Raw genomic sequence first — 12,171 nt, 5'->3', positions numbered from 1 at the left:
ATCAGGCCGGCAAGACTTCAGTGTCAAGCAGGGCCAGGCGATTTTCTATCATGGCGCAATAGTCGGGATTCAATTCGAAACCGACAAAATCACGCCCACAGCGTTTGGCAGCAACGGCGGTCGTGCCGCTGCCCATGAAGGGATCGAGAACTACGCCACCGGGTGGGCAGGAAGCCTTGATCATACGCTCGATGATTTCGAGCGGTTTTTGGGTAGGATGCTCTTCGCGTTCGGCGTGCTCTCTGTGCAGACGCGACACACTCCAGACATCCTTGGGATTGAATCCCAGTTCCAGCCATTTCGCACCCTCGAAAATCTTGCGGCTGCGGGCTTTCTTGGTGGCGGCATCATACGGGATGCGTATGGCATCCAGGTCAAAATAATAATCCCTGGCTTTGACAAAAAAGCCTATGGTGTCGTGTACCGATGAATACTTGCGTACACTGCCGCCCATCGACGGCACTCGCCTGTCCCAGATGATTTCATTCATCATGCTCATGCGCTGCTTGAGCATGACGAATACTTCTGGTGAATAGCGCCAGGTCAGGAAGATGTACACACTGCCATTCGCCTTGAGCTTGGGCAGTGCCAGGTCAACCCACTGCGTCATCCAGTCCAGGTAAGCTGCTGCCTCCATCTTGTCGGAATCATTGCCATAATCCTTACCCAGCCCGTAAGGCGGGTCAGCCAGCAACAGATCAACGCTGGCGTCTGGCAAACGCGCCAGACCTTGCAACGCATCTTCGCAAAAAACCTGGTTGCGCCATTGAGCCATCATATATTCTGGTTCATGTCGGATAGCGGATAATGACTCATTACTTGAGCCGCAATTCTGCACTGCGGGCGTGCGCCTGCAAGCCTTCGCCATAAGCGAGTTCGGCAGCGACCTTGCCCAGTGTTTGTGCGCCCTGCTCGCTGACATGTATCATCGATGAGCGCTTCTGGAAATCGTACACTCCCAGCGGCGAAGAAAAACGCGCCGTGCGTGAAGTCGGCAACACATGGTTGGGGCCGGCACAATAATCCCCCAATGACTCTGACGAGTAGCGACCAAGAAACATGGCGCCGGCATGACGTATCCTGTCTGCCCATTGTTGCGGGTTTTCTGCTGAAATTTCCAGATGCTCAGCCGCTATATTATTCGCGATGTCACAGGCTTCTTCCATGTCGCGCACCTTGATCAGTGCACCACGATTGGCTAGCGAAGTGCGTATCACTTCATGCCGGGGCATGTCCGGCAGCAGCTTGATGATACTGGCTTGCACGGCTTCTATATACGCTTCATCGGGGCACAGCAGGATCGATTGCGCCAGCTCATCATGTTCGGCTTGTGAAAATAAATCCATGGCGACCCAGTCAGGGTCAGTCGTGCCGTCGCACAGTACCAGAATTTCAGATGGGCCAGCGATCATGTCTATGCCGACCACGCCAAACACCCTGCGCTTGGCCGCAGCCACATAGGCATTGCCGGGGCCAACAATTTTATCAACTGCGGGTACAGTAGCCGTGCCATAGGCCAACGCGCCAACCGCTTGCGCACCACCTATTGTAAACACGCGATCAACACCGGCAATCGCCGCCGCTGCCAGCACCAGCGGGTTTTTCACACCATCCGGCGTAGGTACAACCATAATGATTTCCTTGACGCCCGCTACCTTGGCCGGTATCGCATTCATCAATACGGAAGATGGATAAGCTGCCTTGCCACCAGGGACATAGATGCCGACGCGATCAAGCGGCGTGACCTTCTGCCCCAGCACTGTGCCGTCGGCTTCGGTATAACTGAAACCGGCAGAACCACATTCAGTCTTTTGCACTTCATGATAGGCACGCACGCGTGCTGCTGCGGTTTCCAGCGCGCTGCGACGCTCTGGATTCAGTGAAGCCAGTGCAGCCTGCATTTCGTCTTGTGACAACTCCAGTGCAGCAACGCTGCTGGCATTGAGACGGTCAAAACGATTGGTCGCTTCCAGCACGGCTGTATCACCGTTAGCCTTGACGCTGGCCAGTATCTGGGCGGCGGCGCGGTCTATCGCCTCATCTTCACTGGCTTCAAAGGCCAGCAGGGAGGTCAGTTTTCGGGAAAAATCTATATCGGTCGTGTCAAGCCGGGTAATCAGGGATGCCATGCTTTTCTCTTCTTCAATCAGGCGTTGGCTTTGGAGGCACGATCAAATGCTTCCAGTATCGGTTGCAGTCGTTCACGTTTCAATTTCAGTGCCGCCTGGTTGACTACCAGGCGCGAAGAAATTTCCATGATGTGCTCGACTTCAATCAGGTTGTTGGCGCGCAGGGTGCTGCCGGTACTGACCAGATCGACGATCGCATCCGACAAGCCGACCAGCGGAGCGAGCTCCATGGAGCCATACAGTTTGATCAGATCAACGTGCACACCCTTGCTGGCGAAATGCTGACGCGCAGTTTCGGTGTATTTGGTGGCGACACGCAGGCGCGCACCCTGGCGTACTGCATTTTCATAGTCAAAGCCTGCCGATACGGCCACTGACATGCGGCACTTTGCAATGTTCAGGTCGATAGGCTGATACAGGCCGGCGCCGCCATGCTCATGCAAGACATCTTTGCCCGCCACACCAAAATCTGCGGCGCCATATTGCACATAGGTGGGCACATCAGAAGCACGCACGATGATGACGCGTATCTCAGGATCATTGGTGGACAAAATCAGCTTGCGTGATTTTTCCGGATCTTCAGTCACGCGTATGCCTGCTGCTTCCAGCAAGGGTAGGGTTTCTTCAAAGATGCGGCCTTTGGACAAGGCCAGTGTCAGTTGCGACGTGATAGGTGAAGACATTATTTGACTCGCTGTATTTGTGCGCCAACTGCCGACAGTTTGACTTCCATGCGGTCGTAGCCACGGTCCAGGTGATAGATGCGGTCTATCAGGGTCTCGCCTTCAGCCACCATGGCGGCGATCACCAGCGATGCCGAAGCACGCAAATCCGTCGCCATGACCGGTGCGCCAACCAGTTTGTCCACCCCATTGACGATGGCGGTATGACCATCGATTTCTATCTTTGCACCAAGACGATTCATTTCCTGTACATGCATGAAACGATTTTCAAAAATCGTTTCTGTCACGCGTGAAGTACCTGCGGCGATACAGTTCAGGGCCATGAATTGCGCCTGCATGTCGGTAGGGAAACCCGGGTATTCAGTAGTGCGGAAACCAACGGCTTTGGGACGGCTGCTCATTTGTGCGCGTATCCAGTCCGGCCCTGTCGTCAGGATCACACCTGCTTCACGTAACTTGTCCAGGGCAACATCGAGGATGTCGCTGCGCGTATTCTTCAAAGTGATGTCGCCACCGGTGGCAGCAACTGCACACAGGAAGGTGGCAGTCTCGATACGATCGGCAATCACGGTATGGCTGGCGCCGTGCAAACTGTCCACGCCCTGGATGACCAGGCGGTCAGTACCTATGCCTTCGATTTTTGCGCCCATGGCCACCAGCAGGTTGGCCAGGTCGGTGACTTCCGGTTCGCGCGCTGCATTCTCAAGCACGGTTTCACCTTCTGCCAGGGTGGCCGCCATCAGCAGGTTTTCAGTACCAGTGACGGTGATCATGTCAGTAACGACACGTGTACCCTTGAGTTTCTTGGCCTTGGCATGGATATAACCGGCTTCTATCGTGATATCAGCGCCCATGGCCTGCAAGCCCTTGATGTGCTGATCGACTGGACGGGAACCGATGGCGCAACCACCAGGCAAAGATACCTTGGCTTCGCCAAAACGCGCCAGCAAGGGGCCGAGCACCAGGATGGACGCACGCATGGTCTTCACCAGGTCATACGGAGCTTCCAGCTTGTCGACAGCCGCGCCATTGAGTACGGTTACACCGTTTTCCTGCGTAACCTGCAAACCCATCTGACGCAGCAATTTGAGCATGGTGCTGACATCCTGCAGGGATGGCACATTGTGCAAAGTCACATCACCCGCAGTCAGCAAACCTGCGCATAAGATAGGTAATGCAGCGTTCTTGGCGCCAGAGATAGAAATGTCACCGTTCAGGCGCTGTCCGCCTGTGATCAATAATTTGTCCATTATGCTGCGTACTCTTCAGGTGTCAGGGTTTTCATTGATAAGGCATGTATTTCTTCGCGCATGCGATCACCCAGTACGGCATAGACCAGTTGATGGCGCTGTATCGGGCGCTTGCCGGCAAAGGCGGCAGACACGATAACGGCATTGAAATGCTGGCCGTCGCCTTCGACTTCCAGGTGAGTACATTCCAGACCGGCTGCAATGTAGTTTTTAATTTGTTCGGGCGTAGGAAACACGGCTTGCTCTCTTGATCAAAATGGGTACTGCAATTATCGTCAAATTCAATTCCACAACATATTCAGTGCCAGGCCTGGTACAACACTTAACGAAAGCATTTCATACAATCCTGCAGGTAGAGGCTTCTAATGTCGCAACTTATATCCACGCTTGAGCATGTTGACTGCTATCGCTGCCAACAACAGCGAAAAAACAGACACGATGGTCAGGCTATACAAAGGATCAACATCAGACTTGCCGAAGAAGCCATAACGGAAGCCATCTATCATGTAAAAGAAAGGATTGAAGCGCGAAATACTTTGCCAGATTCCAGGTAAGGAATGGATGGAGTAAAACACACCGGATAAGAAAGTGGCTGGCATGATCAGGAAGTTCTGGAAAGCTGCCAGCTGGTCAAATTTTTCGGCCCAGATACCGGCGATCAAACCCATCGTACCGAGCATGGCGGCGCCAAGGAAGGCGAAGACAGCTATCCAGACCGGTGCGACAAAATGCAGGTCAGCAAACCAGGCTGTCACCACAAAGACACCGGTACCGACAGCAACGCCACGCAAGATGGCGGCCAGCACGTAGGCGCTGAAAATTTCCCAATGTGACAGCGGCGGCAGCAGGATGAAGACCAGGTTGCCGGTGATCTTGGACTGTATCAGTGACGATGAAGAATTGGCGAAGGCATTTTGCAAGACACTCATCATCACCAGGCCAGGCACCAGAAAGGCCGTGTATTTGACACCGGGATAAACCTGGACATGCTCTTCCAGTACATGACCGAAGATCAGCAGGTACAGCAAGGCCGTCATGATGGGCGCAGTAATGGTTTGCGTGGCCACCTTCCAGAAGCGCAAAACCTCTTTATACAGCAGAGTATTAAAACCGGTCATGCCGCTCATTTGCTGCCCTCCATGATTTGCAGGAAGACATCTTCCAGGTCAGCTTGCAACAAATGCATATCTTCAATGAGACAACCATCAGCGCGAAAAGCAGCGAGCATGCCCTCGACTTCATTGTAGTCCGTCACCCGCAAGGCGAACTGACGCGGATCAGCCTGGATTTCATGGCTGATGACTTTTTCACGCAGGCTGGCTGGCAAAGTCACCACGCCGGTGGCGGCCAGAGTCACACGTAATTGCGAACCGGAGATCCGCTTGATCAGGTTGGCGGTACTGTCGAGTGCAACTACCTTGCCCAGTTTCAGCATGGCGATGCGGTTGCACAAAGCTTGCGCCTCTTCCAGATAGTGAGTAGTCAGGACGACGGTATGGCCTTCGCGATTCAGGCGGGCGATGAATTGCCACAGGGTCTGGCGCAATTCCACGTCAACCCCGGCTGTAGGTTCATCCAGCACGATGACGGGTGGTTTGTGTACCAGCGCCTGCGCGACGAGCACGCGGCGTTTCATGCCACCAGACAGGGCGCGCATATTGACGTCCGCCTTGTTGGTGAGGTCAAGATTTTCCATGACCTCATCTATCCATTTGTCGTTGTTCTTCAGACCAAAATAACCGGACTGCATGCGCAACGTCTCGCGCACGGTAAAGAAGGGGTCGAATACCAGTTCTTGCGGCACTACACCGAGCTTTTTACGGGCATTGCGGTAATCAGTGACAACATCATGGCCTTGTACGGTGATATTGCCGGCATCGGCACGATTGAGGCCGGCCAGGATGGAAATCAAGGTGGTTTTACCAGCACCATTTGGCCCCAGCAAACCGAAAAATTCACCTTCCTCGATGGAAAGCGAGACACCGCCCAGCGCCTGTAGCGACTGGTAGCGTTTTTGTATATTGGTAATTTGTATGGCTGCCATATGGCGTATTGTGCTTCTTGGGCGTATTTGAGCCTGTTCGGGCATTTGCACCGGGTGCTGATTAAGGAATTAAAACCCTAAGCCTGGCTTTACACCTTTTCCGGTGACGAAACCTTTGATTATAGGGGATTTTCAGCATTTGGACTGAAATGGCATGCACTGAGTAGAAATCAGCATGCCATTCAGGGAGATACTTGACGACAGGTTCAATGTCGTTCCGGGGAAATGATATTAAATTGCTCTTTCAGACCGTATAAGTCTATCAAGCTGATCAGGCTGGCAGGTGCCGCCTGAAATGCCAGTTGTTTGCCAAGACGGCTTGCCTGGCGTTGCCATTCAATCATGACGGCTACTGCACTGGAATCAATTTTTGCCAATTCTGACAGGTCAAATTGCAATTGCCCGGCAGTAATGGCAGCCAGGCCAGCAGCAGCGACTTGATTTGCTGTTTCATGACTGAGGCTGCCGCTTACTTTATACACAATATGATCCTTCCAGATTATTTGCTGGCGGCCTTTGCCGCACCGGCAGCTGCCAGCTTTTTGTTCTTTTCTGCCAAAGTCTTGATCAGGCCATCGATACCGGATTTGCTGATTTCGGCGGCAAAACTGCCTTTGTAGGTTTCGACCAGCCAGGCGCCGAGGACGTTGATGTCAAAGATTTTCCATCCTGCGGCCAGTTTTTCCAGACGATAATTCAAGACAATGGGCTCACCACGGGACTGTATAACCTGGCTACGCACTTCGACTTCTGTATCCGTCGGGTCGGCACGCAAGGGTTTGAATTCGACGCGCTGGTCCTTGATCTGTGAAATCGCGCCAGAGTAGGTGAACACCAGCAGAGTACGGAACTCATTCGTCAATTGTTTTTGCTGGTCTGGTGTGGCTTCTTTCCAGCTTTTGCCAGCAGCAAGGGAAGTCATGCGTGGAAAGTCTATGTAAGGCAGGATTTTACTTTCCACCATGTCATACACTTTCTTTTGATTCCCTGCCTGGATATCCTTATCATTTTTTGCTGTATCCAGGATTTCCTGGCTCAGGCGCTTAACCAGAACGTCAGGCCCCTCCTGAGCTTGGGCATGTGCGCTGAACATGACCAGGCTGAGTATGCCGGCAAATACCAGCGTAAAAAATTTGCTAAAAGATCGTTTCATTTTTTCTTCCTGTTCTTTCTTGTATTCTTGTTACATAGTTCGCGGTAACAGATACCGCGGCTTCCTAAGTCCGTTAACCTGATAGACATCAAGCTGGTTGACGTCCATGATCAATTCTTACAATTTCAACTTGATACGTCGTTAATCCTCGTCCGGATTCACCTGTCCGGCACGACGTTGCAGATAGGCATCACGGAAGAATACGTATTTATCAAGTGCAGCCTCTTCCAGCAGGCTGCCGGCATCCAGCACTGATGCACGTTTATCAACAAGGCGCACGAAAGTGCCTATATTGCGCACATGCATGGGCCGCTTATAAGTCCACAGATCGCCCTTCATGTCCACTGGCGTTGCAAGGGCGTCACGTACTGTCGACGGCCCAAGGACAGGCAATACCAGATAAGGTCCGGACTTGACACCCCAGCGCCCCAACGTCTGGCCAAAATCTTCATTATGCTTGGGCATACCCGCAGCAGAACTAATATCAATCAGGCCGCCTATCCCCAGTGTGGTGTTGACGGCAAAACGCATCACATCGGTCACACTGTCATTCACCCTGCCCTGCAAAAGGTTGTTGACTGCATTCCAGACGTCACCGATATTGCTGAAGAAATTGCCCACGCCAGTCTGCACAAAACTCGGTGTAGCACTACGGTAAGCCTGTGCAACGGGCTTGACGACAGCCGTATCAACGGTATCGTTGAAGCTGAACATGGCACGGTTAAAGCCTTCAAGTGGGTCACGCGGATTGTTACCTATATTGGTCTTTGTGCTGATTGCATCAAGGGTCTGGTCTGCCTTGTCCTTGATTTTTTCTACTGTGACCGTACTGCAACCAGTCAACAACACACTGCCGAGCAGCAGAAACAGGGCAAACATCCTGCTTATTCCAGGAAATTTTTCAGTCCGATTCATTTTTTTTCTTCCGTATTGCCATCTGCCGCCTTACTGAACAGGAACTGACTGATCAGGCTTTCAAGTACGATGGCATCTTGTGTAAATTTAATTCTGTCACCCGCAACCAGCGTCGCTTCGTCGCTACCTGCCGACAAACCTATGTATTGCTCCCCAAGCAAACCTGCTGTCAGTATCTTGATGGATGAATTTTTCGGGAATTTATAACGTTTTTCCAATTCCATGACGACCGTTGCCTGGAAAGTCTTGTCGTCAAACTTGATTTCACTGATACGCCCTACCACCACGCCAGCACTCTTGACTGCCGCACGTGGCTTCAAGCCGCCGATATTGTCAAAGCGCGCAGTAACAGTATAGGTCTGCTCAAATGACAATGAACTTAAATTGCCGGCCTTAAGTGCCAGAAACAACAGTGCGGCAGCTCCCAGCAAGACGAACAGTCCCACCCAGAAGTCCAATGATTTTTTTTGCATTTTTCTTTTCCTACATTTTTCTACAATTTTGTTCGGCACTCTGTTAGCTAGCGCACATCAATGAATGAAGCAGCTTCTGTCAAGTAACCTGGTCATTGCTTGGCTGGTCTTAGCTGCACCGGCTTGACGATTTCCCTACCTGCATTATTACTGGAACATCCACGCAGTCAGCAAGAAATCGAGCCACAGTACTAACAAAGATGAAATGACAACCGTTCTGGTGGTTGCACGCGCCACACCCTCGGGGGTGGGTTGCGCCTCATAACCCTGAAATAATGCAACAAAGCTTACTGCAAAACCGAAAACGATGCTTTTAACTACACCATTGCCTATATCCTGAAATACTTCCACTCCCGCCTGCATCTGGGACCAAAAAGCGCCATTGTCCACACCGATCAGTTTCACGCCGACGACATAACCACCAATGATACCCATGGCATTGAAGATGGAAGTCAGTATCGGCATGGCGACAATGCCTGCCAGAAAACGCGGCGCCAATACCCTTTGTACAGGATTTACCGCCATCATTTCCATCGCTGACAATTGCTCGCCTGCTTTCATCAGACCTATCTCGGCAGTCAATGAAGTCCCTGCGCGACCGGCAAACAACAATGCTGTCACGACTGGACCGAGTTCACGCACCAGTGACAAGGCCACCAGCAAACCCAGCGCCTCTTCAGAGCCATAACGGTTCAGGGTGTAGTACCCCTGGTATGCCAGCACAAAACCGACGAACAGTCCTGAAACGGCAATAATCACCATTGAGTAATTGCCGATGAAATGAATCTGGTCCGTCACCAGACGCGGCCTGCGCCACAAACCCAGGCAATTGGTCAGGATGGCAAAAAAACTGCGCGCGGCATAGCCAAGATCAGCCATGTTCGAGCGGACAAAACCACCGACTTTTTCCACTATCATGCGCGCGTCTCCAATCCCAGATCTTCCTGCAAAGAGGTGCCCGGATAATGGAAAGGCACCGGACCGTCGGCTTCGGCATGGACAAACTGCTTCACATAGGGATCGCTGGATATCCGCATTTCTTCCGGCGTGCCCTGCGCAACGATTTTCCCTTTGGACAAGAAGTACACGTAATCCGCAATCGCAAAGGTTTCATTGACGTCATGCGACACCAGAATGGAGGTAGACCCCAAAGCGTCGTTCAAGTTCCGTATCAGGTTGGCCGCAACGCCCATGGAAATAGGGTCAAGTCCGGCGAATGGCTCGTCATACATGATCAGCTGCGGGTCCAGCGCCACGGCACGGGCTAGCGCCACGCGTCTTGCCATGCCGCCTGAAATCTCGGAAGGCATCAGGCTGGCGGCATTACGCAAACCCACTGCCTGCAGTTTGAGCAGGACCAGATCGCGTATCATGGATTCGCTCAGGTTTGTATGCTCACGCATGGGAAAGGCGACATTATCAAACACGCTAAGGTCAGTGAACAAAGCGCCATGCTGAAACAACATGCCCATTTTGCGCCTTATCGCATACAGACCCTGAGTATCAAGCTCACCAATTTCCTGGGTTTCCACCTTGACGCTGCCGCGCTGGGCACGTATTTGCCCGCCGATCAGGCGCAGGATCGTCGTCTTGCCCGAACCAGAACCACCCATGACGGCAATCAGCTTGCCACGCGGGAAATCCATACGGAGCTCGGACAAAATAATCCTGTCACCGTACCCGAACTGGACATCGCGAATTTCTACTAGATTAGGCACAACAGAGGAGAGATAGTTTTGTAAAAACTAGATTGTAATGCAGAACGGCAAAAAGGGTTGTACAGACAACTATTAAAGAAATAATAATTAAATGATGAAAATTCTGAATTTACCTATCTTTTTAACAAAAAAATCAGTAAATGCGATTAATTCAAAATTAAATACAAAATGCAAGGGTGAAAAATAATTTTATTAATGAATAATGAGTCAGTTATTTGAGAAACATTACCTTAAACATCACATTCGAGGGCTGATTTTCACGAATACTGTCATGCAATTCAAGAAAACCAGCCTTCACAAGCGACGATTCAGGCAATGACGTCAGGGTCTCAGCGTGGCAATACAGAATCACCCATGAGAAAGGCGTCCACTTCACGCGCGCACTGGCGCCCTTCACGTATTGCCCACACCACCAGTGACTGGCCGCGGCGCATATCACCCGCTGCGTAGACCTTGTCCACATTGGTCTTGTAGCAACCGACACCATCTGTGCTTGCCCTGGCATTGCCGCGTGCATCTTTATCGACACCGAAAGCATCGAGCACCTGTTGTACCGGCGAGACAAAACCCATGGCCAGCAAGACCAGATCGGCTTTCATTTCAAATTCGGAATCTGGCACCTCCTGCATCTTGCCGTCTTTCCACTCGACGCGGCAGGCGATCAGCTTCTCTACCTTGCCACCCTTGCCTTCCAGGCGTTTGGTCGCCACGGCCCAGTCACGCTCGCAACCTTCTTCGTGGGAAGAAGAGGTGCGCAGCTTGGTTGGCCAGTAAGGCCAGACCAGGGGCTTGTTTTCTTGCTCAGGCGGCATGGGCATCAACTCAAACTGCGTGACTGACTTGGCGCCATGGCGATTGGACGTACCCACGCAATCAGAACCGGTATCACCACCACCGATGACGACGACGTGCTTGCCACTGGCCATGATCTGGTCCTTGACCTTATCACCGGCATTGACCTTGTTTTGCAAAGGCAAAAAGTCCATGGCGAAATGCACGCCCTTCAATTCACGGCCAGGTACGGGCAGGTCGCGCGGAGTCTCTGCACCACCGGCAATGATGACGGCGTCAAAGTCTTTTTGTAATTGTTCCGGCGAGATGGTTTCCTTGGCCCAGTTGGTCACATTGGCCGGGAAATCCTTGCCGACGAATACGCCAGTGCGGAAGGTCACGCCTTCAGCAACCATCTGATCGACGCGGCGGTCTATATGTGATTTTTCCATCTTGAAATCAGGAATGCCATAGCGCAGCAAACCGCCGACACGGTCATTCTTTTCAAGCACAGTCACATCATGGCCGACACGCGCCAATTGTTGCGCTGCTGCCATACCTGCAGGGCCGGAACCAACAACAGCGATCTTTTTGCCAGTCTTGATGGAAGGTACTTGGGGCACAACCCAGCCATTTTCCCAGCCTTTGTCTATGATGAAATGTTCTATCGATTTGATACCAACGGCATCGCTATTGATACCCAGGGTGCAGGCAGATTCACAGGGTGCAGGACAAATGCGGCCTGTGAACTCCGGGAAATTATTGGTCGAATGCAGGGTATCAAGCGCCAGTTTGACATTGCCGTTATAGACCAGATCATTCCAGTCAGGGATGATGTTATTGACCGGGCAGCCGTTATTGCAAAAGGGGATGCCGCAATCCATGCAGCGTGCGGCCTGGACCTTGGCCTGGCCATCATCGAGATGAACCAGGAATTCCTTGTAATGTTTCTTGCGTGACTGTGGTGCTTCGCTTGCTTCCTGCAGGCGCTGGTATTCCATGAAGCCGGTAATTTTACCCATTTTCTAACCTCAA

General features: G+C 52.0%; 14 protein-coding genes. All 14 read right to left on the bottom strand.

What is annotated here, in order from left to right; all coding sequences use genetic code 11:
- Nucleotide 1 precedes the first annotated feature (1 nt).
- Complete coding sequence (locus tag LZ463_RS23245; protein ID WP_241458742.1) at nucleotides 2-775, bottom strand: DNA-methyltransferase; 774 nt, start codon at nucleotides 773-775, stop codon at nucleotides 2-4.
- Nucleotides 776-815: 40 nt separating this feature from the next.
- Nucleotides 816-2,129: a histidinol dehydrogenase gene (hisD, locus tag LZ463_RS23240; RefSeq protein ID WP_241458683.1), complete on the bottom strand. Its 1,314-nt coding sequence runs from the start codon at nucleotides 2,127-2,129 to the stop codon at nucleotides 816-818.
- A 17-nt stretch (nucleotides 2,130-2,146) separates the two neighbouring features.
- Complete coding sequence (gene hisG / locus LZ463_RS23235; protein ID WP_241458741.1) at nucleotides 2,147-2,800, bottom strand: ATP phosphoribosyltransferase; 654 nt, start codon at nucleotides 2,798-2,800, stop codon at nucleotides 2,147-2,149.
- Between the two features lie 11 nt (nucleotides 2,801-2,811).
- Nucleotides 2,812-4,062: a UDP-N-acetylglucosamine 1-carboxyvinyltransferase gene (gene murA / locus LZ463_RS23230; protein ID WP_241458682.1), complete on the bottom strand. Its 1,251-nt coding sequence runs from the start codon at nucleotides 4,060-4,062 to the stop codon at nucleotides 2,812-2,814.
- A complete protein-coding gene (locus LZ463_RS23225) occupies nucleotides 4,062-4,298 on the bottom strand; it encodes a BolA family protein (RefSeq protein WP_241458681.1) in 237 nt (78 codons plus the stop codon). Before LZ463_RS23225 ends, murA begins: the two co-directional genes overlap by 1 nt.
- Before the next feature lie 126 nt (nucleotides 4,299-4,424).
- A complete protein-coding gene (locus LZ463_RS23220) occupies nucleotides 4,425-5,180 on the bottom strand; it encodes an ABC transporter permease (RefSeq protein WP_241458740.1) in 756 nt (251 codons plus the stop codon).
- A gap of 5 nt (nucleotides 5,181-5,185) precedes the next feature.
- Entirely contained in the window at nucleotides 5,186-6,106 is a 921-nt protein-coding gene (locus LZ463_RS23215) for an ABC transporter ATP-binding protein (protein ID WP_241458680.1), read from the bottom strand.
- Nucleotides 6,107-6,312: 206 nt separating this feature from the next.
- Nucleotides 6,313-6,588, bottom strand: a complete 276-nt coding sequence (locus LZ463_RS23210) for an STAS domain-containing protein (protein WP_241458679.1) — start codon at nucleotides 6,586-6,588, stop codon at nucleotides 6,313-6,315.
- A 17-nt stretch (nucleotides 6,589-6,605) separates the two neighbouring features.
- Nucleotides 6,606-7,259 carry an MlaC/ttg2D family ABC transporter substrate-binding protein gene (locus LZ463_RS23205; protein ID WP_489686145.1) on the bottom strand — a complete coding sequence of 218 codons (654 nt, stop codon included), beginning with the start codon at nucleotides 7,257-7,259 and terminating at the stop codon, nucleotides 6,606-6,608.
- 141 nt (nucleotides 7,260-7,400) lie between these two features.
- Nucleotides 7,401-8,138, bottom strand: coding sequence for an MlaA family lipoprotein (locus LZ463_RS23200; protein WP_489686144.1), 738 nt, complete (start codon nucleotides 8,136-8,138; stop codon nucleotides 7,401-7,403).
- A 32-nt stretch (nucleotides 8,139-8,170) separates the two neighbouring features.
- Nucleotides 8,171-8,647, bottom strand: coding sequence for an outer membrane lipid asymmetry maintenance protein MlaD (mlaD, locus tag LZ463_RS23195; protein WP_241458677.1), 477 nt, complete (start codon nucleotides 8,645-8,647; stop codon nucleotides 8,171-8,173).
- Between the two features lie 147 nt (nucleotides 8,648-8,794).
- A complete protein-coding gene (gene mlaE / locus LZ463_RS23190; protein ID WP_241458676.1) occupies nucleotides 8,795-9,565 on the bottom strand; it encodes a lipid asymmetry maintenance ABC transporter permease subunit MlaE in 771 nt (256 codons plus the stop codon).
- Complete coding sequence (locus tag LZ463_RS23185) at nucleotides 9,562-10,365, bottom strand: ABC transporter ATP-binding protein (RefSeq protein ID WP_241458675.1); 804 nt, start codon at nucleotides 10,363-10,365, stop codon at nucleotides 9,562-9,564. The genes mlaE and LZ463_RS23185 overlap by 4 nt, the downstream gene beginning before the upstream one ends.
- Before the next feature lie 329 nt (nucleotides 10,366-10,694).
- Complete coding sequence (locus tag LZ463_RS23180; RefSeq protein ID WP_241458674.1) at nucleotides 10,695-12,158, bottom strand: glutamate synthase subunit beta; 1,464 nt, start codon at nucleotides 12,156-12,158, stop codon at nucleotides 10,695-10,697.
- Nucleotides 12,159-12,171: the final 13 nt, after the last annotated feature.

Origin of the sequence: Undibacterium paludis, from assembly GCF_022568815.1 — a bacterium.
Taxonomy (GTDB): Bacteria; Pseudomonadota; Gammaproteobacteria; order Burkholderiales; family Burkholderiaceae_D; genus Undibacterium.
The sequence above is the reverse complement of the archived record's forward strand: the minus strand, read 5'-3'. Positions and strand labels throughout refer to the sequence as shown.

Bases quoted from the DNA above. Each gene is read 5' to 3' on its own strand.
- LZ463_RS23245 (WP_241458742.1), bottom strand. From the start codon at position 775: ATGGCTCAATGGCGCAACCAGGTTTTTTGCGAAGATGCGTTGCAAGGT.
- hisD (WP_241458683.1), bottom strand. From the start codon at position 2,129: ATGGCATCCCTGATTACCCGGCTTGACACGACCGATATAGATTTTTCC.
- murA (WP_241458682.1), bottom strand. From the start codon at position 4,062: ATGGACAAATTATTGATCACAGGCGGACAGCGCCTGAACGGTGACATT.
- LZ463_RS23220 (WP_241458740.1), bottom strand. From the start codon at position 5,180: ATGACCGGTTTTAATACTCTGCTGTATAAAGAGGTTTTGCGCTTCTGG.
- LZ463_RS23215 (WP_241458680.1), bottom strand. From the start codon at position 6,106: ATGGCAGCCATACAAATTACCAATATACAAAAACGCTACCAGTCGCTA.
- LZ463_RS23205 (WP_489686145.1), bottom strand. From the start codon at position 7,259: ATGAAACGATCTTTTAGCAAATTTTTTACGCTGGTATTTGCCGGCATA.
- LZ463_RS23200 (WP_489686144.1), bottom strand. From the start codon at position 8,138: ATGTTTGCCCTGTTTCTGCTGCTCGGCAGTGTGTTGTTGACTGGTTGC.
- mlaD (WP_241458677.1), bottom strand. From the start codon at position 8,647: ATGCAAAAAAAATCATTGGACTTCTGGGTGGGACTGTTCGTCTTGCTG.
- mlaE (WP_241458676.1), bottom strand. From the start codon at position 9,565: ATGATAGTGGAAAAAGTCGGTGGTTTTGTCCGCTCGAACATGGCTGAT.
- LZ463_RS23180 (WP_241458674.1), bottom strand. From the start codon at position 12,158: ATGGGTAAAATTACCGGCTTCATGGAATACCAGCGCCTGCAGGAAGCA.